Raw genomic sequence first — 21,371 nt, forward strand, 5'->3', positions numbered from 1 at the left:
CAGTGACGAAAATACATATAATTGGCGGGCCTGGAAGCGGAAAATCATACATTGCTGCGAAACTCTCAAAAATGCTGGGACTGCCTAAGCATGAATTGGACAACTTCTTTTGGGATCAAGAGTCCGAGTATTTCGGTTCGCAAACCCCTCCTGTAAAGAGGGCGGAAAATCTGACAAGGGTGCTAAGGCAGGAAAAATGGATCATCGAGGGAGTATATCATAGCTGGCTTGAGGAAAGTTTCCGGCAGGCAGATTATATATTCGTGCTTAAAACGAATGTCTATGTGCGTGACTGGAGAATCGTGAAAAGGTTTGTGCTCAGAAAAGTCAAGCTGGCTTCTTCTCCGCGAAAAGAAAATCTAAAGATGCTGATCGACTTGCTAAAATGGAACCATCAATATGATGGTGACAATCTGGTAAAGGCAATCAAGCTGATGAAGCCGTTCAAAGATAAGGTCATCATTCTGACTACAAATGACGATGTATTCAAGCTTTTTAAAAAGCGGAAAAAGTCAGTGGGCAAGTAATGAAAAAAACTGCCTTAACAAAAGGCAGTTTTAGAACAAACTCTCATATGGTGCGGTGCTGATTTGCTTTTCAGCAAGCCGCTTTCGTAAAAATTTATGGTCACGTTTCGGTGTGGCAAGAATATAGCCCCGAATGACAAGCTCCTGAGTGATCTTGTCTGCCTTTTCGTTCAGCGCAATCTCACCAATCTTACCTGCGATCTTGTGTCTCGCCACATCTCTGAACAATTCAGGAACTGGACTCACCAAATCCTCAAGCAATGCCTTTTGGTCATCCGGCCACAAATGCCGAGTTTGATTCACATAATACTCTTCCCAGTCCATATCTGATTTGCCATCGTCCTTCGGCAGCTTTTTCAAAAACTTGCGGAACATAAAATATCCGCCGATTGCAAATAAACCTACCAACACAACGACCCAAAACAAAATAAATAACAAAAACCAACCTTCAAGCTGATACATAACCCTTCACCCACGCATTTCTAATATCTTTTCTTATTATAGTACCAGCCATCAACGGAAGACAAGTCTTGTGACAATTTGAGTAACTCTCTTGTAAAATAACCAGCTTCTAAGTATAATAGACCTTGTTCTCAAAAATGGGGCTGAATGGGGTACTGGTGTCCCCCACGGTCTTCAAAACCGCTTGTGACCTGCGTGCCAGGTCAGGTGGGTTCGATTCCCACGCAGTCCCGCCAAAAACGTTGATGTATTAAGCTCTTTAGCGATTTGGTTATAAATTGGAAATTGTATAATTCCCCCCATAGACAGTGTGGGGTAGAAAAAATAGACCGTGTGACCTCCTTTGCTTATGTTTGGGTAATCCCTACATATTAAAGGAGGTTTTTTGTATGGCTGAACAGAGGAAAAGGAAAAAACGCAGTAACACGGAGTACATTCATCGAAAAGGATCTTAAAAAATTCATCTTACGGAATGAATCTTATGGTCATGTTAGAATTCCTAATGCGCGCAAAAGACTGGAATGGCTGCGCGAGCGTCGGTAAAAGATCAGAGAACCAACGTTCAAATACTTTTGATTGTTTTTAAAAGATCGATACCCGGATATCCAATATGCTGAAGAAATTATAATGAGTTTTATGAAGATAGGTATATTTATTAATATTAATCAATTAAAAGAGCATATGAATCTCTAGATATATTAATATCCTCACTTTCCTTTTGGTCAATGACAATATTTTATTAATTGTTTAATTTTTAGAAAAATGAGAATGTTTTATTGAGTTTTTGTAAAAAAAATGATTTAATTAAACTAATTGGTTGGTTCACTGGGCCAGTATTGTTTAATGATAAAGGGGGAGTAAAAAATGAAGGTACTTATAACTGAAGTTATATGGGATCAAGGTATTACAACATTACAGGAAGAAGGTATTGAGGTTTATTATGATAAAGACCTGTGGGCAAAGAGGGAAACCTTATTAGAAATTGTAAAAGACTTTGATGCTATAATTGTTAGGAATCAGACAAAAGTTGATCAAGAGTTATTGATTGAATGCACTAAACTTAAAGTTATAGGACGTTTAGGGGTTGGATTGGATAATATAGATGTAGTTAAAGCAAAAGAAAAAGGAATCCATGTCGTTATGGCTCGGCATGCAAACGCCACGTCTGTAGCAGAATATGTTATGGCTGCTATCTTGAGTGCAAAGAGACCTATTCATGAAGCAAATGAAGATGTGAAAAACGGGTACTGGGATAGAAGAAAACATACAGGAGAGGAATTGTATCAAAAAACGATTGGATTAATTGGTTTAGGTGAGATTGCCCATCGAGTTGCAAAAAGAGCGACAGCTTTTGGAATGGAGGTAATTGGATACGACCCATTTATTACCGAATATGATCATATTGTGGCTGAAACGGGCGTTCGTATAAAAAGTTCCTTAGATGAGATATTAGTTAATTCCGATTTTATTTCTATTCATGTTCCTCTAACCCCCTCAACAAAAGATTTGATATCTACTCAACAACTGAAATCCATGAAGCCTTCTGCTTTTTTAATTAACACTTCTAGAGGAGGAATTATAGATGAAAAGGCTCTTTGTGATTCACTAATGAATCATGAAATTGCCGGTGTGTTCCTTGATGTATTAGAGTCAGAACCTGTTGATCCATCGAATAAACTTTTGGATTTTAAAAATGCAATATTTTCACCACATATTGCAGGTCTTACAACTGAATCACAAATACGTATTTCGCTACTTGTTGCCAAAGAAGTCGGGAAATTGCTAAAAGGACAAAAATCACTTTGTGTGGTTTAGTTTGAGGAGGAATCGAATTGGAAGATTTTCAGTTAGACAGAAAAGGGATTACAGAAAAAGTAAGTGACCATATTAAACTTATGATTCAGGACGGAAGATTCAAAGTAAATGAGAAACTCCCAAGTGAGAGGGAGATGGCCGTCAAATTGAAAGTTAGTCGAAATACTGTTAGAGAAGCCTATAAAATTTTGGAGGCGTATGGTTATCTAACCATTAAACATGGAACTGGGATTTTTGTTGCTTCTGAAGAGCAGCAGATCAAAAAGATGACGTCTTTCTTTTTTGTAAAGACTGATCAAATCAAAGACCTATTTGCAATACGTAGAATACTTGAGGTAAATGCTGTTGCTTGGGCTATAGAAAATGCTTCTTTAGAACAAATGGAAAAACTAACGGCGATTGTTGAAAAAGCAAAGGTAGCAGCAAAAATAGACAATAATTCTGAAGAACTTGCTCGCCTTGATCATGAGTTTCATGTAACACTTGCAAACATGTCTCAAAATACAGTTTTAATTCATATTATGCAGAATTTAATTGACTTACTAGAGGAATCTCGTATGCAGGTAATTCAAATTCCTGATAGACCTATTAAATCAGTTAGTGAGCATCTAGATATTGTAAATGCAATTAAGAAAAAAGACGTTTCTTTAGCACAGGATTGTATGTCGAAACACTTAGATAGTGTTGAAAACTCAGTATTACAAAATCTGAAAATAAAGGAAAATAAACAATGAATCTAATTGATGCAGATGAACTAAAAGTATTCGCTGGAAAGGTTTTAGAAAAGGCAGGCGTTAATAGTGAAAACGCACAGAATGTGGCAGATGCTCTAATTAGGGCCAATCTAGAAGGTGTTGACAGTCATGGTATAAGCAGATTAGCTATTTATACGGAACGTCTTATTGAAAAACGTATTAATCCAAAGCCCAATATTTTATTTGAAGAAAGAGGCACTTCCATTTTAACTGTAGACGGCGATAATGGATTAGGGCATGCTGTAAGTTCTCAAGCGATTAAAAAAGGCATAAATATGGCGAAACAAAGTGGGATGGTAGGAATTAGTATCAAAAATAGTAATCATTTTGGTACAGCTTCTTATTATTGTCAAATGGCATGTGACCATAACCTGGCAGCCATGGCATTCACTAATTCTCCTCCGGGAATTGCTCCGTGGGGAGGTAGAAAAGCCTTTTATGGGACCAATCCAATTGCTTTTGGATTTCCTACAGGGAACAGCATTCCTGTTATTATTGACCTATCGACAAGTATAGCTGCAAGAGGGAAAATAATTTTAGCTGATAAACAGGGAGAATCTATTCCAGACGGATGGGCGATGGATGAAAACGGAGAAATGACAAATGACCCTAGTGAGGCGTTAAAAGGAGCTGTTCTTCCGTTTGGTGGAGCTAAAGGGTCCGCTCTAGCATTAGCAGTCGAGGTTTTAGCTGGTGTCCTTACTGGTGCAGCATTTGGACCACATGTAAATAGTATCTATCAAGATACTAATAAAAGCCCTGCGAATGTTGGTCATTTTTTTATTCTTATTGATATTGAAAAATTTATGCCTTTTGAACAATTCACTTACTCCATGAATGAACTATTAAAAGAAATGAAACAGATTCCAAAAGCACAAGGTATTGAAGAAATACGTTACCCAGGTGAGAGAAGGAATCAGGAATTTGAAAAAAGGATAACGGAAGGTATACCTATTTCAGCCAATGTTCAGGAAGAGTTAATAAGGCTTGGAGATAAGTTTGATATTTCATTTCCAAAACCTCAATATTCTACCACTATTTAAATAGAAATGGATACAAAAAAAGCTCAGGATCACTGGAAACAGATAGCCTGAGTTTTTTCGTTTTAAATAAGGCAATAGATCATCTAAGGTTAATTTAGACAAAAAAGGACACCTCTCCGATAAGATCTATATACATGCAGTATACAAAGATCAGAAGAAAGAGAGGTGACCTTGATTCATAATAAAAATTCAGTTTCTAATTGCTATAATTATTAATATAAAAATCAGGCACTTCTATATAGTTTAGTAATTACAAATTCACGATGTCCTAGAGCTTCTGCGCATGTTAAGCGGCCATTTACTGTACGATACAGGCATTCCATGAGAGAGTCTCCAGCTTCTGGTAACGAGATTTCTCTAGAAAGCAACCCTTTGACATCAACATCGATATGCTCACTCATTGTTTCTGCTGTAATTGGATTTGCTGTAATTTTAATAACAGGTTCAATCGGATTGCCAATAATGTTTCCTTGGCCGGTAGGGAAGAAATGAACTACTGCCCCGGCTGCAGCCATTAAGGTTATACATTCCGCAGCTGCCGATGAAGTATCCATAAAGTATAAACCATTCCCATCTTCAGGAGCTTCTGCTGGATCCAAAACCCCAATTACTTCCTTCGTGCCAGTTTTTGCAATATTTCCTAAAGCCTTTTCTTCAATTGTAGAAAGACCGCCGGCGATATTTCCTTGTGTTGGCTGTGAGCCTAATAAGTCAACGCCTTTAGATTTAATTTCACCAACATAATCATTATAAATATTCATAAATTTAGTTTTTAATGCTGGAGTAGCCATACGTTCAGCAATGAGATGCTCTCCTCCAGTCAGTTCGGAGGTTTCACCAAAGAATACTGTGGCACCAGCATCAATTAATCGGTCAACTGCTTGGGAAACAGTTGGACAAGATCCCATTCCTGTAGTCGTATCTGATTCTCCACATTTAATGCTTACTGTGAGTTCATGTAATCCAATAGGCTCACGTTGAAGTTCTGAAGCCCATTGTATATATTCTTTTGCTTTCCATGAAGCGTTACGGACTGTTTCGATATCTCCATTACGCTCAATGTAGAAGTATGAAACAGGTTTACCGGTTTTTGCAATTCCATCCGCAATTTTCTTTGTCCAATTTTCCTCAATGCCTATTACAACGACTGCTGCCACATTTGGATTTGAACCAATACCAATCATAGTCCTAAAAAAGAGGTCTAGATCTGGCCCGTATTGAAGTCTTCCATAAGCATGAGGTAAGGCTAGAGTTCCTTTTACATTATTTGCTACAGCTTCACAAGCTGCATTTGAAATGTCGTCTACAGGTAAGATGACTACATGATTTCGAACTCCGACGTTTCCATTTTCTCTACGATAACCAAATAATTGATTTTCCATTGTTACCACCTCGCCGTTTTAATATTGTGAGTATGAACATAATCTCCAACTTGCCATTCAGTTGTTGTTACACCTATTGGAACTCCATACTTTAAAACAGGTTCATTAACCCCCATTTGAACCAGAGCAACTTTGTGGCCTAATGGGATATCTCCTTTTGCTACTACTTCCGTTTCAGAGTTATCATCCATATAAACCCCGATAATTGTTTCGCCTTTTTGGATATCGCTAGTAGCAACACCCACATGATCACCCTTGTGATGGATTAAAAACTTATGCACTGCTACTCTTTGTTCTTTTTCGCTTGTTGCTACAGGTTGATTAACGTTCCCCATTTTCTTCAACTCCTTCTTTAAAATGTGTAATAGGTTAGGTGACCCAACCAATTTATAACTTATTTTATCACCACTTTTCAAAAAATCAACCTATAATTCTGAAAATTTTAATAAATAAAAAAATAAATACTCTAAATATATTGAATTTTAGATAAATAGGTGTTTTAATAAAAATATCACTGGTTGGGTCACTATGCCATTAACCAAAATAGTTACAAAATTTTCTTGTATATTTTTTTAAAAAAAGAATGATTAAATTTATGCTGGTAAGTAACGAGTTAACTAATTGGATGAAAATGGAGGGTAATCGGGTATGAACAATGTTGAAGTTACTGTGATGCGTTTTGATCCACAAAACGATGAACATCCTAGATATGAAACCTTTCAAATTGAAGCGAAAAAAAATATGACGGTATTGGATAGCTTATTCTTAATTGTGGAAGACCAGGATTCTTCTCTTTCGTTTCGCTGTGCATGTAGATTGGGAATGTGCGGATCTTGCGGAATGGTAATTAACGGTCGCGGTCGTCTCGCATGTAGAACTAAAATTGAACATTTAGGTGAGAGAATACTAGTTCAACCTATGAGGAACATGGAAGTAATTAAGGATGTTGCTGTCAATATGGATAAATTCTTTAAAAATTGGGAGAAGGTGAAACCCTATTTTGTACCAAAAGAGGAAACGGAGGAATTTGCAATTATTCCTCCATCATCAGGTCGGCGTGAACTTATCGATGAAAATCAGGATTGTATCACTTGCGGTTTGTGCTTCCAATCTTGTGATTCAGTCTCTATGAGGGAAGATGAATTTATTGGTCCAGCAGCATTAAATCGTGCCTATAATTTAATCGCCGATGAAAGAGACGGTGCAAGAGCTGAGAGAATGGATATGGTTACTGAAACAGATGGGGCATTTGGTTGTCGTACGTTTGGTGCTTGTGTTGAAGTTTGTCCCAAAGGAATTAAGCCAATGGTTACAATACAAAAAATAAAGATGAAAAAATTGAAAAGAGCTATAGGTTTAAAGTGGTAATTTAATAAGAAAATAAAAAAGAGGTGGTAAGAGCATGGCGGTTAGTAGTTTACAAACGAATAACAATGTACGGGAAGTAAAAATTAAACAACGTCCGTTCGTCGGATACATTGCATGGTTAGTTCAAAGGATTACAGCATTGATCTTACTATTTTGTTTACCTTTAAAAATCTATAGTGGCTATGCGATGATAGGCAAGCTTCCAGGTATCGGTATTTTTTCTACATTGCACTTAAACGCTGTATTGGATGCATTCTTAATTTTTGCTTTAATTTTCCATGCTTTATATGGATTAAGGGTGATATTAATCGACATTGGGATTGTTAAAGACAACAGAAGTGTATTTACAACCTTTACCGTTCTTGGTGCCGTTTTATGTGCATTTATGTTTTATTTCATTGTTTCTTAACATTATAAAAGTTTAATAAACTTCAATCAAAAGAAGGTGAACTAGATGGAACATGTGGAAGTAGATTTGCTTATCTTAGGGAGTGGCGGTGCGGGTTTATTTGCAGCCCATCATGCAGCAAATCAAAATCCGAATTTGAAAATTATCGTATCAGCTAAAGGGTTAGTTGGGAAAAGTGGATGTACTCGTATGGTTCAAGGCGGATATAATGTCGTTCTCCATCCCGACGATTCATTTGAAAAACACTTTAAGGACACGATTAAAGGTGGGGGTGGAATCAATAATCAAGAGATGGCCTGGACTCTAGTAAAAGATGCACCTAAAAGGATAAGAGAGTTAGAAACGAAAATGGGCGTGTTTTTTGATAGAAACGAAGATGGAACTGTTCACCAGAAACCTTTTGCCGGGCAAACGTTTGACCGAACGGTTCATAAAGGAGATTTGACAGGAATTGAAATTATTTCGCGAATGCGTGATCAGCTTTATGCCAAACCGAATGTAATTACTTGGGATGAAGTAAGGGCAATTGATTTGCTACTTGATGAAGAAAAACGTAGGGTTGCAGGGTGTTTAATGTTAAATATGAGGACCGGCGAATTTATAGTTGTTCATTGTAAAGCAATCATTGTAGGTACTGGTGGAGCTGCAACAATGTACAAGATCGCTACACCTAGCCTTGAAAAATCAGGAGATGGAATGGCCATGTGTTACCGGGCAGGTGCGGAGTTTCTTGACATGGAAATGATGCAGTTCCATCCTACAGGCCTTCTTGCTGAGAATTCAAGATTAAATGGAGGTGTTTTGGAAGAAGGCTTACGCGGAGCGGGAGGATATTTAATCAATTCGCTTGGAGAAAGATTCATGAAAAATTATGACCCAGAACGTATGGAGCGATCGACACGCGATCGGGTTTCGCGGGCCGCCTATATGGAAATAATGGCAGGACGCGGTACACCGCTCGGAGGTGTTTTTATTGATGTCTCTCATCTTGGAAAGGAAAATGTTCTAAAAATGTTCCCAGGCATGGTTGAACGTTGTAGAGATGTTGGCCGAGATTTAAGTGTCGAACCAGTAGAAATCTCTCCAGCAGCTCACTTTCATATGGGCGGAGTTAAGGTTACAACAGATTGTGAATCGAATATTGACGGGTTATTTGTAGCAGGTGAAGACGCTGGTGGCGTCCATGGAGCAAACAGATTAGGCGGAAATGGCGTTTGTGACTCAACTGTTTTTGGTGCAAGAGCGGGAGATGCAGCAGTTGCCTATATTAATAATACAAGTTCTATTTTGAAAGTATCTGATATACAGGTTCTTTCAGTTATAGAAGAACTTATAGAACCATTTAGAAGAGACGATGGGGAAAACCCTTTCTACATTAGAAATGACTTGAAAAATATAATGTGGGAAAAAGTGGGTTTGGTCCGAAATGGGAAAGACTTGGAGACGGCCATGAGTGAACTTAGGTTATTGGAAAAACGAATCAATCAAGTTTCTGTTAAAGGATCACGAAAATATAATCTTACATGGCAGGAATTCTTAAATGTGCGAAATTTAGTAACAATCGCCAAAATGGTCACAGCCAGTGCATTGATACGAACGGAAAGCAGAGGTTCCCATTATAGAGAAGACTATCCCGAAAGCAATGATAAACAATGGTTGAGCAATATATACGTTATAAAAAAGGATGAAGGCGAACCTCAATATAGAGTGGAAGAAACTAAACAAACTCGTATAAATATAGAGGAAATTGAAGGGTATAAGGTTGTAGCTTCAAAATAAATATTGGGAGTGGATTCTATGACAGTTGTTGATTACGCTGCAGATTATAAGAGTGTTTGGGAAGTCGATAACAAATTTTATAAAAGTGTAGAGGAAAGCTGTAAAACACTTTATATTGAATCTCTTAAGGATTTACCGCCAGACGTTAGAACGGCCTTGGAAAGAGCCCATTCAAAAGAAGAACTAGCAAGCGGAAAAGAGATTCTAGCAACACTTATAAAGACCGTTTCCACGGCCGATAATCAAAAGCTGTTAATTTGCCAAGATACTGGTATTCCTGTGTATTTTGTAAAAGTAGGAAATCAAGTCCGCTTTGATGGTGTAAGGTTAGAAAAAGCCATTAGAAGAGGAACCGAACGGGCAACCCTAGAGCATCCCCTAAGGAGTAGTATTGTTAATACATTAACAAGAAAAAATCATGGTACCTCTACCGGAAATCAGGTCCCTATTATCCACTATGAATTTATTGAAGGGGATAAAATAGAAATTCTGATTGTTCCTAAAGGATCTGGTTCTGAAAATATGAGTTATCTTAAAATGTTAACACCTGCAGCAGGTATTGAAGGAATAAAAAAATATATATTAGAATGTGTATTTGAATCTGGTGCAAACCCTTGTCCTCCTACTATTGTGGGTATTGGGCTCGGAGGAACGGCAGATAAATGTGCAGCGCTGGCAAAAAAAGCGGCAGCACGAGAAGTAGGTTCCCCTAATCCGGATCCTGATGTTAGGAAATTAGAAGAAGAGCTGTACATCTTAATCAATAAATTGGGTCTAGGCGCTCAGGGTCTAGGGGGAAGCACGACTGCATTGGCAGTTCACATTGAAGTAGCTGACACTCATATGACATGTAACCCTGTTGCTGTAAATATGATGTGCTGGCCAGCGAGAAGAATGAGAGCAACCTTTAAACAACAGGAAGAACCTGAAATTTCTTACTAGATATAAAAATAAACTTAAATCCACCTAATAAAGGTATGGTGAGTTGAAGCAAATTCGAAGTCTGAGGGTAGTAAGCTTATATTGTCGGAGGTTTTATAAATGAGTAATGAGGTTCAAATAAATCATGCCACAGTCTTCCAAAACAAAGTTCTATACTTGGCTAGGTCAAAGAACCTCCCAGGTATTAGTCTGACGATTATTGTTGGACTAATTGCCCATTCATTGGGGAAGGATTACCCCCTTATAGGGGGAGCTGTAATAGCGATAGTTCTGGGTATCCTGATTAGGCAGTTCCTGGGTGTTCCAGAGGTATTTTCTGCTGGGATTTCCTATACCTTAAAAAATTTGTTAAAATTTGCTATTATTCTTCTTGGCTTTAGCTTTAGTTTTTTAGATATTTTTCGACTTGGATTAAATACTATTTTTATTGTTTTAGTCGCAGTATTTTTAGGTATTTTCTTAACCTATTTAATAGCGAGGTTATTTAAGCTAAAAGGGAATATCCCCTTGTTGATAAGTTTAGGAACAGGAATTTGTGGTGCCACAGCTATTGCAACAACGGGACCTATCATTAAAGCAAAAGATGAAGATATCGTCTATGCGGTAAATACAATCTTTGCCTTTAATATTTTAGCAGTACTTGTATATCCTGTAGTGGGTCATTTACTTTCCATGCCGGATAATCAATTTGGTGCGTGGGCAGGCACAGCTATTCACGATACTTCATCTGTGGTTGCGGCTGGATATAGTTACAGCAATCAAGCAGGGGATGCATCAGTTGTTGTAAAATTAATTAGAACATTGATGCTTGTACCAATTGCTGTCCTACTATCAATATATATAACTCTTAAAAACACTACATCCTATCAAGGCGAGAAAAGAGTAAAAATTAGTAAGATATTTCCATTCTTTATTCTGTTTTTTGCTAGTGCAGCTGCGTTAAATACAATATTCCCCTTATCAGCAAGTTTTATAGAACCCACTACTTTTGTTGCTAAGTTTATAATTCTAATGGTCATGGCAAGTGTTGGTCTTGGAACCGATATGAGAAAGATTAAATCAGTTGGTTTTCAACCTTTAATTGTTGGGCTAATATCATCCATAATAATGGGATCAATAAGCTTATTGCTAATTTTAATCCTGTTTTAATCACAATTTCTGATTGAGTTTTAAATACACCAATAAAAACCAGAATACCATCCTTCAAGGTTTAATTTAGGGGATATTATCTAAGTTGGAGAATCTTTTATAAGTCTATTAATAATGCAGGAGGGGAATTATGGCTCATTATCGTTTAAAAGCTCCATTGACTGATGAAGATATCAACCAATTATATGCAGGGGATACTGTTACATTAGATGGCACAATTTTTGGTATACGAGATGCTAATTTAATTCGTCTTTTTGATAAAAAGGTTGATTTGCCAATAGATCTTGTACCACAGTTAAATGGGTCAATCGGTATTCATACAGCCCCTGGAGTTAGAAAGTTAGAGGATGGGACATATGAAAAGGTCAGTATTGGTACCACCACAAGCTATCGTATGGACCGTTTCACTAGAGGACTAATGAAAGAGTATGGTATGAAGGTAATTATAGGTAAAGGAGGATTACTTGAGGACGGTAGTAAAGCTTGTGTAGATCTTAAAGGTTGCTATTTTACAATCCTTGGAGGTTCCGCAGCTTTAGAGACTACACAAGTAGAAGAAATCGAAGATGTTTGGTGGGAGGACCTTATGCCTGAAGCGATATGGAAATTCAGGGTGAAGGATTTTGGACCTTTGATTGTTTCTATAGACTCACATGGGAATAATAAATATACAGATATAAAAAAAGTTGCGAGGGCAAATCTGGATAATATCTTAAGCCAAATCTAATATTCCAGCCCAAAAGAAGGTTATAGATTTAACTGTAAAGGCAAGAGACCCTTTAAATAGGAGCTTGCCTTTTATTATATTCCTTAATATGAAAAACATTAATCGAGGGAGGTGTAGTATGGAGAATTGGATTCTTCTTTTTATGATTGTTCTTATGTCTTCATTATTACAAACAAGCACTGGCTATGGCTTTTCCCTAGTGAGTACACCTTTTTTATTTTTAATATATCCAGTACATACAGCCATTCAAATAAATATTATTCTTTCCCTATGTCTTTCGATATTTATGATTATTAAAATTAGGAAAGAGATAGAAAAACCATTGTTAATTAGATTAATTAAAGGAAGTAGTGTAGGAGTTGTCTTAGGAATACCTTTATACCTTTATATAAATGTTGAGTTCTTAAAGATTGTTGTTGGTGTACTTATCCTTATTTTCACGGTATTGCTGATCTTAAAATTCACAATAATTCAAACGAAGAAGCGTGATCTATTGATTGGCGGATTATCGGGGTTTCTGACGACCAGCTTAGGAATACCTGGCCCTCCTTTATTAATTTATTTTTCCGGAGAGATAATGGAAAAAACAAGCTTTCGGAATACGCCATTATCATATAATCTTTTTGTATATTCCATTAGTTTAATCCTGCAATTATTATTTGGTGGTACAAGTAAAGAGGTTTGGACCTCTTCGCTATTTTCCATTCCTGCTCTTTTTATGGGTATACTTCTCGGACAATTTTTATTTGCACGAATCAGCCAAAGGACTTTTCGAGTAACAACATATCTAATCCTGCTATTCACCGGTGGGTATTTAATAATATCATTTTTAGTTATCTAAGAGGTTAATCTTATACTTGATTAAAAAAACAGAAACACGCAAATACCTGTTATAGGTTTGCGTGTTTTGGTGTGTAAGTGTATCTTGGATAAGTTACAATATCAAATTGAATATATCATAAAATAGTTTAACACTTATGATAAGTATGGAATATGCAGCAATCCTTTTCAACGTTAATGAGTTTAACCCTTTTGTTATCCGTCCTCCTAATTGTGCTCCTAAGGTACCTCCTATAATGAGGGTGAAGCCATAACCAAGAGGTATAGTACTAATACTCAGTTTGCTGATTAGACTTCCAGCTGCCAATAGAAAGCAAATAATAAGACTAGAACCGATCGCTTTCTTTATAGGCAGCTTATAAATGAAAATTAATAAAGGCACAATCAGGAAACCTGCAGCAATGCCTACTAATCCACCAGAAATGCCTATCGCTAAACCCGCAATGATTGTTAGTGTAGATGATAGAGATGTGAATTTAAATGGTGTAGCGTCTTCAATCATAGTGGATTTATATGGTATCTGCATAATGATCGCAGCTAAAACAGCAAGGGAAGCGAAAACAATACGTAATGTAAAGTCCGAAGAAAAGGATGCCAAAAATACTCCAATCATTCCACCTAAAAAGGCAGAAAGGCCCATAAATAAAGCTATATTCCATACGACAAGTTTTGATTGGATATAATATAATCCGCCCGAGAGTGTGGAAAAAAAGGTTTGCATGATAGCTAAACTAGCAATCATGCTCATCGGAAGAGTTCTACCTGTAAAAAGCGGAAGTATTAGCATCAAAGTAAAGACTAAGATAATTCCTCCGCCAATTGATAATAAACCCGTAATAAGACCGGATAGGATTCCTATTAACAACATAGTTATATACATTTTACGCTAACCTTAAATAAGAATACCAGCTGGTACTGGTACCCTTAAAAAGACGTTGAAGGTGCCATAAAGTATTACCATCACAAGACACGAAAGAAGCAGGGGCTTCAAATATCCAAATAACCCTTGTTTTTCGTCTCTTAAATAGACGCTTATGAGTGTTAGAAAAATAGCACTAGTCACGTAAAAACCTATTATAGGTATGAGAATGGTGTAGAGAATCAAAGCAGTAATGCTGATCCATCTTCTTTTGGGATTACTAATTGCTTCTGCATTCTCACTTTTGTCTATATCCTCATAATTTTTATAAAAAATTACTTTTAACAGTAGTATTACTCCTAATAATGAAAAAATGAAAATAACAACTTTTGGGAAAATATCTGCAGGAGATGTAAGTGTTTTTGTATTTACATAAAATAAAGCACTAATAGCCAAAACAATGATTGAAACAATTAAATCTTTCTTTCTTTCACTTTGCATACAACCACCTTCCCTTCATTTCTTGATATCGATGTTTTTATTTTGTTTGAACGTCCTTTTTTCAAGTTGGGATAAAAGTATAGGAGTTACTATGGATAACCCTGTCAAAATTATTAATGTAATAGTGATTGGGCTAGTGAAAAAAATTGTAGCTAGACTAGTACCCGTTTGTGCAACAAGATTTGCTTGGACAAATCCATTCTCAGCAATAACACCTAAGATTAGCCCTAACACAATAGGAGCGGGTAACACATCAAACTTCATTGAAAAATATCCCAAAATGCCACAGGCTAACATTACAAAAACATCTAAGATGCTGTTTCGAATTGAGTATGATCCGATAACCGCTAAAACTGCAATAATGGGAGCTAAATAATGAAGGGGTACTGCTATTGTCTTTACAAAAAACCTTGTTCCAATAAGGCCTAAAATTAGGAGTAAAACATTTGCTACAATCAATCCCATCATGAAGGTGTACGCAATTTCACTGGATTCTGTAAATAATTTTGAACCAGGGGTTAAACCATGAATTAATAATCCCCCTAAAAGAACGGCTGCCACAGGGCTGCCTGGTATTCCTAATGTTAATAAAGGGATAAGAGAGGAACTAACTGTTGAACTATTAGCAGACTCGCTTGTAACGACACCATCAAAATGGCCTTTTCCAAATTCCTTCGGTGTTTTTGAAAAGCGCTTTGATTCATTGTAAGCAACAAATCCGGCAACATTGCCTCCTGCGCCTGGTAATATACCTATAATGGTTCCAATTAATGAACTTCTTAATAAAACGACAGGTCTTTTGAGTGTTTCTATTATCGTTTTTTTGTAGATTCCTTTCCGTTCTGTATAGGAGGCAATGTATTTATCGTTTTTTTCCATCATATTAAGGACCTGAGGGATTGAAAAGAAGCCTATCATTGCTGGGAGAAGGTTAATCCCTTCAATTAATTTATCAAAACCAAAAGTAAATCTAGGGTATCCAGAAACAGGATCCAATCCTATTAAAGCTAGCAAAAGACCAAACGCTCCGCCGATAAGTCCCTTAGTAATGGATTTTCCTGCTAAACTCCCGATTATAGTTAAACCGAAAACAGCGAGCCAAAAGTTCTCTGCAGGTCCAAAGCCTAATGCAAAGTTTGCAAGAGGAGAGGCCAAAAAGATTAAAAATAGTGTACCAATAATACCACCTATAACAGAGGCTACGAGTGCGGCAATTAAGGCTCTATCTGCTTCTCCTTTTAAAGTTAAGGGATACCCATCAAAAGTGGTTGCAACTGCAGCAGGTGTCCCTGGTGTATTAATAAGTATTGCTGAATTCGCTCCACCAAACATGGATCCCACATATAATGACCCTAATGCTAATAATCCGGTGGCTGGATGCATCCCAAATGTTATTGGAACAAGCAAGGCAACTCCCATAGTTGCTGACAGACCAGGAAGCGTCCCGACAATAATTCCAGCTATAACACACAGCGCCATGATCGTTAAGTTTTGATAACCCAGGCTTTGTGTTAATCCATTAAGAATTTCTGAAGCCATTGAAACCCCCCCTTTTAAGAATATAAAATTTCATACTTCAAGGAAAAAATTAACGGATCCCTTTTATCTTGAGGTACCATATCTCTAGTTAAAGGCTCTGTTAGATAAAATTGATCCGTTATATTAAATTGTTAAGGTCATGTCCCGATATTATTTATTTAAAAGCTCAAATTCCTCAAGAAGTTTTTCAGCCTCTACTTTTTCTTGACTAATAATTTCTGCCCATTCTTCACCTGATAAAAATCCATCTACTAAACCAGCCTTTTTCATCTTTTCCTGATATTCAGGTAGCTTAGTAATTTGCTCTAAAGCTTTAAATATTTTTTCTTGGTATTCTTTTGGGGTTCCCTTAGGGAGTGCTAAACCTCGGTCAATAGCAGCTACTATATCGATGCCTTGCTCCTTAAAAGTAGGAACATCTGGTAGCCATTCATGCCTTTCTTCTGTTCCGATTGCTAAAATTTTGAACTGACTCCGATCTTTGGTAACATCCCCGACATTCCCAACAATTGCATCAATATGGCCTCCTAGTAATTGTGATACTTGATCGGCAGATCCGGGAAGTGGAACAGTAGTCACTTTTACTCCGGCAGCACTCATAAACTTTAGTGCTGTTAAATGATCACCTGTTAGATGTCCTGTCAATCCAACAGAAAGACTCCCAGGCTTATCCTTTAACTTTTGTATAAACTGATCAAGTGTTTTAATCTCACTGTCTGCTTTTACTGCTATAACTTGAGGGTCATGTACAAGACGAGCCAAAATCTCAAATTGATCTGTTTGATATTGTGTTGGTTTTCCCAAGGGTTGTAAAATAATATGAGGTGTGTTGATAGAACCCATCGTATAACCATTAGGTTTTGCCTTTGCTAACTCCGCAAAACCTACCTCTCCACCTGCACCAGGCTTATACTCAATCACCATACTCTTTGGAAAATAATCTTTCCAAAACTTTTCAATAATTCTTTGATTTGTATCGGTTGTGCCTCCTGGACTAAAAGGAACAATATTTCGAATGTCTTGTTTTGGATATCCTTCATCAGCACTAACCTTAGGGGGCTCAGTTGCAGAGTTTTTTACAGATGAAGAACAACCTGTAATTAGAAGTGCTGAAAAAATCAGGGTAAAGATGAAAGTTATTTTCCTCATATTATCCTCCTCTAATTTTACATTAATATGGAACTTTTCAATTGATGGTAATTCTTTTGGAAACTGTCCGATCCCCCCCTTAATGTAAACGTTATCATTCTTTTGAGTAAAAAAATCACTTAAAACAACTTAAAACAAGGGTGAATAGTGAAAAAGTAGTTATTGACTCAGTGACCCAACCAGTTGTAATTATTAAATCATGATTTTTGTAAATATTCAATATATTTAGAATAATTTTTTTTGCTTTTTTTTGCAATATGATTAATGTCCCAGGTTTATACTCTTTTTATTTAGATCTTTATTGAATGAAGGGTAGTATAGTTTAATAAGCATTTATGTTGTAATGTTATAATCATATGTATTAAATTAAGCGAAAAGTTTCATATATCTGAAGTAGAGAGTGGATTGTCTTGTGTATATGTCTGTCCTGAATGTGGAGATTCTCTTATTGCTGGAAATGGAGTACAAAAGAAGAACCATTAATATTTCAGTACTTCAAAGTGGATCAGGTACCAGAAAAACAGGTGTCGGCAAGCTTCAAAACCGCTTGTAACCTGCGTTTCAGGTCAGGTGGGTTCGATTCCCACATAATCCCGCCAATATACATAAATTAGTAGCCGCTCAGAATACTGGCGGTTTTTTTGTGTGAAGAAACCAGTGTAACTTGGAAATATGAAGTGCCTTTTTCATTTTAGGAGCATAAGATACGTCCCTGTGCTTCTGCTGACAAAACTTTTATGCAATTTTTTCTCCTCACGCCTCTATAAACAATTAGCCATAATAGTAAAAATCGTGCGTTTTTAGAAAGTAATCATGGAGAACAAAGTGGGGTTTGAAGAGTTAGTCTATTTAGTTATGGCAACTCAATGTGATAGTAAGCAATACCTTCGGAATCTAATGCATCTAGACTGCCTTTATGATGGCTGAAATTTAAAATGAAAATATATAGTAATTCGGTGCCGAGTTAGGTGCCCATTTTAAAAATTTAATGATATTGCATAACACTCTAGATAACAGAAACCTTATTCTATAGTACTTTTAAGGCTTCTTTTTTTACTAGAAATTACATACTGTATAGAACTTCAAAACCGCTTGTGACCTGCGTGCCAGGTCAGGTGGGTTCGATTCCCACGCAGTCCCGCCATAATACATTAATTAGTAACCGCTCAGCATTCTGGGCGGTTTTTTTGTATTTGAAATTGATAGTGGAAGGTCCTTATCAAAATAGAAGATTAAAGCCCTCTCATAGCGATAATTAAGGCAGCGTTTAATAGTTAATGTAAAGTAAACTCACCCAAACTTATGTGTTGTCACCACGCGTATTGTGAAGCTGTTGCGAAGATTGTACTTGTATAGATTTTGAACCATTAACCTGTGGTGGATAAGACTTTTTATCATATGGATTTACTCTATTATAGGTTATTTCGACTCTGGAATGAGACGCAAGAACCGTCCCCAGGTCTCAAACAATTGACTTCATGACAATTTCTCCTTTTGGTTTAATACTAATTCAATTATCTTACAAATTTCACCACAGGACAAACAAACATTCCCTGAAATATATTCGTTTAGACTTCAAAATGAGGTAAAATAAGGAAAAGAGTAATTCAAAGGGTTGGTGCTAATGCCAAAGAGATTCCTGTGTCTAATACATAAAGAAATAATTAGGGAAGGACTTGACGACTCGGGGACTAAGATCGTTCCATATTGTACTCACTGTGATTGTCAAAGGGAAATTGATCAGATCACAATTATGAAAGAACATGAATATCAGAGTGAATTTCAAAAGTATAAAAGTCAATTGCAAAGACCAAGTTTGCGAAAGGACTTACTAGGTTATTTGGTTGGCTTATTTTTTGTTGGTTTAGGGATAACAAATACAGTTAATTCGGAAAGTATATTCCTTACTTTAATTGGAGTTTTTGTAATACTGATAGGTTTTCTTTTCTTTTTTATCACATATACCTATAAGCCAGAAGAACCAAAGAAACCTAATAAACCTTCGATTGACGATTTATATTATAGCAAAAAGGAACATTTTGACCCATTGCAATCCGAAGTTAATCAATACAAAGCAAAATTGAAAATTCATTATAATAATCAAACAATCATAGTACATGAAATGGTTGAAATAGACAATATGGACGGCTTTGAATTTGAGAAATACATTGCCGAACTACTAAAAAATTTAGAATTTGGCAGAGCAATTGTAACTAAAAAAAGTGGGGACTTTGGAGCTGACATTATTGTATTTGACAAGAATCATGAAAAAGTTGCAGTTCAATGTAAACGATATGGAATAAAAAATCTTGTTGGAGTTGACGCTCTACAACAAATACATTCAGCTATGGGATACTTTGATTGTCAAAAAGCAATGGTTATAACTAACTCGAATTTCTCTAAACCAGCTTATCAAATGGCTCAGAAACTCGAAGTTGAATTATGGAACAGAAAAACACTAAAAGAAAAAATAGCAAGTCTCAAAAAGGAAAATTGGAATGACTATCTCGATATGTTTTATCTCGCTCCAATTCGTAATGTTCCTCTTGAAGATGGCAAGATCATGTATGTATAAAAAGACAATGTGTATATATGTAAAAAAAGGGAAGCTGAAAGCAGCTATTCCTTTTATTACTGTTGATATTCATTTTTAATATTGTTTCGGAGTTGATTGAGACAATTTCTCTATAATTGATTGAATGAATTGGGGGTTGTTTGTAATTGCCTCAATAATATTCTGTTGTTGGACTGGAGCTTGCTGTACAGGTGCATTAGAAAGCTCAACACCAAAGTATTTATTAACAAGAGTTTGTTTGACTTCTTTTTGTTTCTCTGGTTCTAAGTCCTTTAGATAAGGGTCTAATGAAGCAAGCTCTAATTCTATTTTTCTATTACGTCTTTCTTCATTTCTATGGTTTGTTGCTTGTTTTGCACAATAGGTGAAAAGTGTCAAACCGATACCAGTTAAGACGATTCTGCTAATAAGAGTTGTCCAATCAAATGCTCCTTCATGCAATAAAAGGAATTTGACTCCTAAAATAATTACTCCAATCATAGAAACAATCGAAGCAAAATTCCACCAGAAAGCTTTTTTACCTTCGTTATTGGCAATTTTTTGATAACCATGAGCAAGACCATTCATACTAATAATTCCAATGATTTTTTCTGCTTCTTTGTTCATTGCGTTTATTTGGTCAAGTTCAGCTTGAGCTTTTGTTCTGAAGTCGTCAGTTATTGCTTTGAATTGATCTGCTTGATCGATTATTTGTTGTTTGAACTTATGTTCATAAGTTTCAAGAGTATCATTGAAGTCAACTTCACTTTCCTTTATAAATGTATGGAATAGTTCATTTCGTGAAGTTTGAGTTTGTAAAAATTGACCTTGAAAATCGTTTACTATGGTATCAATTCTGTTTTTTTGACTTTCAATTGAAGTGGTCAGGTCATTCAACTTTTCAGTGTTTTTATTCAATGCTGTCGAGACTTCTGTTGCTTCTTTTTCTAGGTTTGATAAATGTTGACCAACTGACTGTCGAAACTTTATAACTGAACTTCTTACTCCTTCAATTTCTTCTGGAGTTTTTGTAACCGATACTTGAGGGAAGTAAAGTAACAAGGTTTCAAGGTAACTCAATACATTAGTTAAATGACCTTCGTTTCTATAATTCTTATAATTAGTGATTTCACTTAAGACTTGAGATATAGGACTGTTAATATTATCCATTGTACTAGTTGGGACTAACCACGGGTCTGCTTTATCTAGAGCTTCCTTCAGAAAGTCAAATGTTGAACTAATACGTCCTAACATTTGCAACGTTCTGCTGGATAAATCAGAGGTGTCAATTTCATTTAAAGTTTGAATAACTCTTTCCATATTTGTATATGCAGCATGACCAGTCGTTCGTTCTTCTAACGCTATTTGCATAATAGGTATTCCTCCCTTGCATATCAACAATATTATAGAAATTATACAACAAGGTTCGATAAGAATGGGCAAATTTTTACAATTAATTATCGTTCAATGAAATTGGAGAGTGAGCTTATAAATAATTGACGTTGATATCCAAATATCGTAATATGATTCCGTAAGGTTCTGAACGAGTCCGTGTGGTTCTTGATAATAAA

At 36.3% G+C, this 21,371-nt stretch carries 20 protein-coding genes and 1 tRNA gene; 13 read left to right on the forward strand and 8 right to left on the reverse strand.

The window, feature by feature from the left end; translation table 11 throughout:
- Positions 1 to 2: 2 nt before the first annotated feature.
- Positions 3 to 527 carry a hypothetical protein gene (locus DYI25_RS04460; RefSeq protein WP_213367243.1) on the forward strand — a complete coding sequence of 175 codons (525 nt, stop codon included), beginning with the start codon at positions 3 to 5 and terminating at the stop codon, positions 525 to 527.
- Between the two features lie 30 nt (positions 528 to 557).
- Here DYI25_RS04460 and DYI25_RS04465 read toward each other — a convergent pair whose 3' ends face one another.
- Positions 558 to 989 carry a DUF2621 domain-containing protein gene (locus DYI25_RS04465; RefSeq protein WP_213367244.1) on the reverse strand — a complete coding sequence of 144 codons (432 nt, stop codon included), beginning with the start codon at positions 987 to 989 and terminating at the stop codon, positions 558 to 560.
- Between the two features lie 139 nt (positions 990 to 1,128).
- Here DYI25_RS04465 and DYI25_RS04470 point away from each other — a divergent pair.
- From DYI25_RS04470 to DYI25_RS04485, 4 genes are all read left to right on the forward strand, one after another.
- A tRNA-Sec gene (locus DYI25_RS04470) sits at positions 1,129 to 1,225 on the forward strand.
- Positions 1,226 to 1,853: 628 nt separating this feature from the next.
- Entirely contained in the window at positions 1,854 to 2,804 is a 951-nt protein-coding gene (locus tag DYI25_RS04475) for a hydroxyacid dehydrogenase (protein ID WP_213367245.1), read from the forward strand.
- Between the two features lie 17 nt (positions 2,805 to 2,821).
- Positions 2,822 to 3,538 carry a FadR/GntR family transcriptional regulator gene (locus DYI25_RS04480; protein WP_249745239.1) on the forward strand — a complete coding sequence of 239 codons (717 nt, stop codon included), beginning with the start codon at positions 2,822 to 2,824 and terminating at the stop codon, positions 3,536 to 3,538.
- Positions 3,535 to 4,602, forward strand: a complete 1,068-nt coding sequence (locus DYI25_RS04485; protein ID WP_213367246.1) for an Ldh family oxidoreductase — start codon at positions 3,535 to 3,537, stop codon at positions 4,600 to 4,602. The genes DYI25_RS04480 and DYI25_RS04485 overlap by 4 nt, the downstream gene beginning before the upstream one ends.
- A gap of 224 nt (positions 4,603 to 4,826) precedes the next feature.
- On the opposite strand, the gene DYI25_RS04490 is transcribed toward DYI25_RS04485, so the two are convergent.
- On the reverse strand, positions 4,827 to 5,984 hold the full coding sequence (locus tag DYI25_RS04490) for a UxaA family hydrolase (protein ID WP_213367247.1): 1,158 nt from the start codon (positions 5,982 to 5,984) through the stop codon (positions 4,827 to 4,829).
- Positions 5,985 to 5,986: 2 nt separating this feature from the next.
- A complete protein-coding gene (locus tag DYI25_RS04495; RefSeq protein ID WP_213367248.1) occupies positions 5,987 to 6,319 on the reverse strand; it encodes a UxaA family hydrolase in 333 nt (110 codons plus the stop codon).
- A 313-nt stretch (positions 6,320 to 6,632) separates the two neighbouring features.
- Between DYI25_RS04495 and DYI25_RS04500 the strand changes: the two genes are divergently transcribed.
- The 7 genes from DYI25_RS04500 to DYI25_RS04530 all read left to right on the forward strand — a co-directional run bounded on the left by DYI25_RS04500 (position 6,633) and on the right by DYI25_RS04530 (position 13,199).
- The gene (locus DYI25_RS04500) at positions 6,633 to 7,352 is read left to right on the forward strand and encodes a succinate dehydrogenase/fumarate reductase iron-sulfur subunit (protein WP_213367249.1); all 720 of its coding nucleotides are present in this window, start codon (positions 6,633 to 6,635) and stop codon (positions 7,350 to 7,352) included.
- A gap of 34 nt (positions 7,353 to 7,386) precedes the next feature.
- Positions 7,387 to 7,761: a hypothetical protein gene (locus tag DYI25_RS04505; protein ID WP_213367250.1), complete on the forward strand. Its 375-nt coding sequence runs from the start codon at positions 7,387 to 7,389 to the stop codon at positions 7,759 to 7,761.
- Positions 7,762 to 7,806: 45 nt separating this feature from the next.
- The gene (locus DYI25_RS04510; RefSeq protein WP_213367251.1) at positions 7,807 to 9,540 is read left to right on the forward strand and encodes an FAD-binding protein; all 1,734 of its coding nucleotides are present in this window, start codon (positions 7,807 to 7,809) and stop codon (positions 9,538 to 9,540) included.
- 18 nt (positions 9,541 to 9,558) lie between these two features.
- Positions 9,559 to 10,482: a fumarate hydratase gene (locus tag DYI25_RS04515; protein WP_213367252.1), complete on the forward strand. Its 924-nt coding sequence runs from the start codon at positions 9,559 to 9,561 to the stop codon at positions 10,480 to 10,482.
- Between the two features lie 99 nt (positions 10,483 to 10,581).
- Positions 10,582 to 11,631 (forward strand): YeiH family protein, encoded by a 1,050-nt coding sequence (locus DYI25_RS04520; protein WP_213367253.1) that lies wholly within the window; start codon positions 10,582 to 10,584, stop codon positions 11,629 to 11,631.
- 130 nt (positions 11,632 to 11,761) lie between these two features.
- The gene (locus DYI25_RS04525) at positions 11,762 to 12,358 is read left to right on the forward strand and encodes a FumA C-terminus/TtdB family hydratase beta subunit (protein ID WP_213367254.1); all 597 of its coding nucleotides are present in this window, start codon (positions 11,762 to 11,764) and stop codon (positions 12,356 to 12,358) included.
- A 118-nt stretch (positions 12,359 to 12,476) separates the two neighbouring features.
- A complete protein-coding gene (locus tag DYI25_RS04530) occupies positions 12,477 to 13,199 on the forward strand; it encodes a sulfite exporter TauE/SafE family protein (protein WP_213367255.1) in 723 nt (240 codons plus the stop codon).
- Between the two features lie 93 nt (positions 13,200 to 13,292).
- Here the strand turns inward: DYI25_RS04530 and DYI25_RS04535 are convergent, their stop codons facing one another.
- From DYI25_RS04535 to DYI25_RS04550, 4 genes are all read right to left on the reverse strand, one after another.
- Complete coding sequence (locus tag DYI25_RS04535; RefSeq protein WP_213367256.1) at positions 13,293 to 14,078, reverse strand: sulfite exporter TauE/SafE family protein; 786 nt, start codon at positions 14,076 to 14,078, stop codon at positions 13,293 to 13,295.
- A 12-nt stretch (positions 14,079 to 14,090) separates the two neighbouring features.
- Entirely contained in the window at positions 14,091 to 14,558 is a 468-nt protein-coding gene (locus DYI25_RS04540; RefSeq protein ID WP_213367257.1) for a tripartite tricarboxylate transporter TctB family protein, read from the reverse strand.
- Positions 14,559 to 14,573: 15 nt separating this feature from the next.
- Positions 14,574 to 16,097: a tripartite tricarboxylate transporter permease gene (locus tag DYI25_RS04545; protein ID WP_213367258.1), complete on the reverse strand. Its 1,524-nt coding sequence runs from the start codon at positions 16,095 to 16,097 to the stop codon at positions 14,574 to 14,576.
- A 150-nt stretch (positions 16,098 to 16,247) separates the two neighbouring features.
- On the reverse strand, positions 16,248 to 17,246 hold the full coding sequence (locus tag DYI25_RS04550; protein ID WP_213367259.1) for a tripartite tricarboxylate transporter substrate binding protein: 999 nt from the start codon (positions 17,244 to 17,246) through the stop codon (positions 16,248 to 16,250).
- A 1,753-nt stretch (positions 17,247 to 18,999) separates the two neighbouring features.
- Between DYI25_RS04550 and DYI25_RS04555 the strand changes: the two genes are divergently transcribed.
- Positions 19,000 to 19,821: a restriction endonuclease gene (locus DYI25_RS04555; protein ID WP_213367260.1), complete on the forward strand. Its 822-nt coding sequence runs from the start codon at positions 19,000 to 19,002 to the stop codon at positions 19,819 to 19,821.
- Between the two features lie 75 nt (positions 19,822 to 19,896).
- Here DYI25_RS04555 and DYI25_RS04560 read toward each other — a convergent pair whose 3' ends face one another.
- Positions 19,897 to 21,171: a hypothetical protein gene (locus tag DYI25_RS04560; protein WP_213367261.1), complete on the reverse strand. Its 1,275-nt coding sequence runs from the start codon at positions 21,169 to 21,171 to the stop codon at positions 19,897 to 19,899.
- Positions 21,172 to 21,371 lie beyond the last annotated feature (200 nt).

The organism is Mesobacillus boroniphilus (assembly GCF_018424685.1).
GTDB classification, from domain to species: Bacteria; Bacillota; Bacilli; order Bacillales; family Cytobacillaceae; genus Mesobacillus; species Mesobacillus boroniphilus_A.

Bases quoted from the DNA above. Each gene is read 5' to 3' on its own strand.
- DYI25_RS04465 (WP_213367244.1), bottom strand. From the start codon at position 989: ATGTATCAGCTTGAAGGTTGGTTTTTGTTATTTATTTTGTTTTGGGTC.
- DYI25_RS04475 (WP_213367245.1), top strand. From the start codon at position 1,854: ATGAAGGTACTTATAACTGAAGTTATATGGGATCAAGGTATTACAACA.
- DYI25_RS04485 (WP_213367246.1), top strand. From the start codon at position 3,535: ATGAATCTAATTGATGCAGATGAACTAAAAGTATTCGCTGGAAAGGTT.
- DYI25_RS04490 (WP_213367247.1), bottom strand. From the start codon at position 5,984: ATGGAAAATCAATTATTTGGTTATCGTAGAGAAAATGGAAACGTCGGA.
- DYI25_RS04495 (WP_213367248.1), bottom strand. From the start codon at position 6,319: ATGGGGAACGTTAATCAACCTGTAGCAACAAGCGAAAAAGAACAAAGA.
- DYI25_RS04500 (WP_213367249.1), top strand. From the start codon at position 6,633: ATGAACAATGTTGAAGTTACTGTGATGCGTTTTGATCCACAAAACGAT.
- DYI25_RS04505 (WP_213367250.1), top strand. From the start codon at position 7,387: ATGGCGGTTAGTAGTTTACAAACGAATAACAATGTACGGGAAGTAAAA.
- DYI25_RS04510 (WP_213367251.1), top strand. From the start codon at position 7,807: ATGGAACATGTGGAAGTAGATTTGCTTATCTTAGGGAGTGGCGGTGCG.
- DYI25_RS04515 (WP_213367252.1), top strand. From the start codon at position 9,559: ATGACAGTTGTTGATTACGCTGCAGATTATAAGAGTGTTTGGGAAGTC.
- DYI25_RS04520 (WP_213367253.1), top strand. From the start codon at position 10,582: ATGAGTAATGAGGTTCAAATAAATCATGCCACAGTCTTCCAAAACAAA.
- DYI25_RS04525 (WP_213367254.1), top strand. From the start codon at position 11,762: ATGGCTCATTATCGTTTAAAAGCTCCATTGACTGATGAAGATATCAAC.
- DYI25_RS04530 (WP_213367255.1), top strand. From the start codon at position 12,477: ATGGAGAATTGGATTCTTCTTTTTATGATTGTTCTTATGTCTTCATTA.
- DYI25_RS04535 (WP_213367256.1), bottom strand. From the start codon at position 14,078: ATGTATATAACTATGTTGTTAATAGGAATCCTATCCGGTCTTATTACG.
- DYI25_RS04540 (WP_213367257.1), bottom strand. From the start codon at position 14,558: ATGCAAAGTGAAAGAAAGAAAGATTTAATTGTTTCAATCATTGTTTTG.
- DYI25_RS04545 (WP_213367258.1), bottom strand. From the start codon at position 16,097: ATGGCTTCAGAAATTCTTAATGGATTAACACAAAGCCTGGGTTATCAA.
- DYI25_RS04550 (WP_213367259.1), bottom strand. From the start codon at position 17,246: ATGAGGAAAATAACTTTCATCTTTACCCTGATTTTTTCAGCACTTCTA.
- DYI25_RS04555 (WP_213367260.1), top strand. From the start codon at position 19,000: ATGAAAGAACATGAATATCAGAGTGAATTTCAAAAGTATAAAAGTCAA.
- DYI25_RS04560 (WP_213367261.1), bottom strand. From the start codon at position 21,171: ATGCAAATAGCGTTAGAAGAACGAACGACTGGTCATGCTGCATATACA.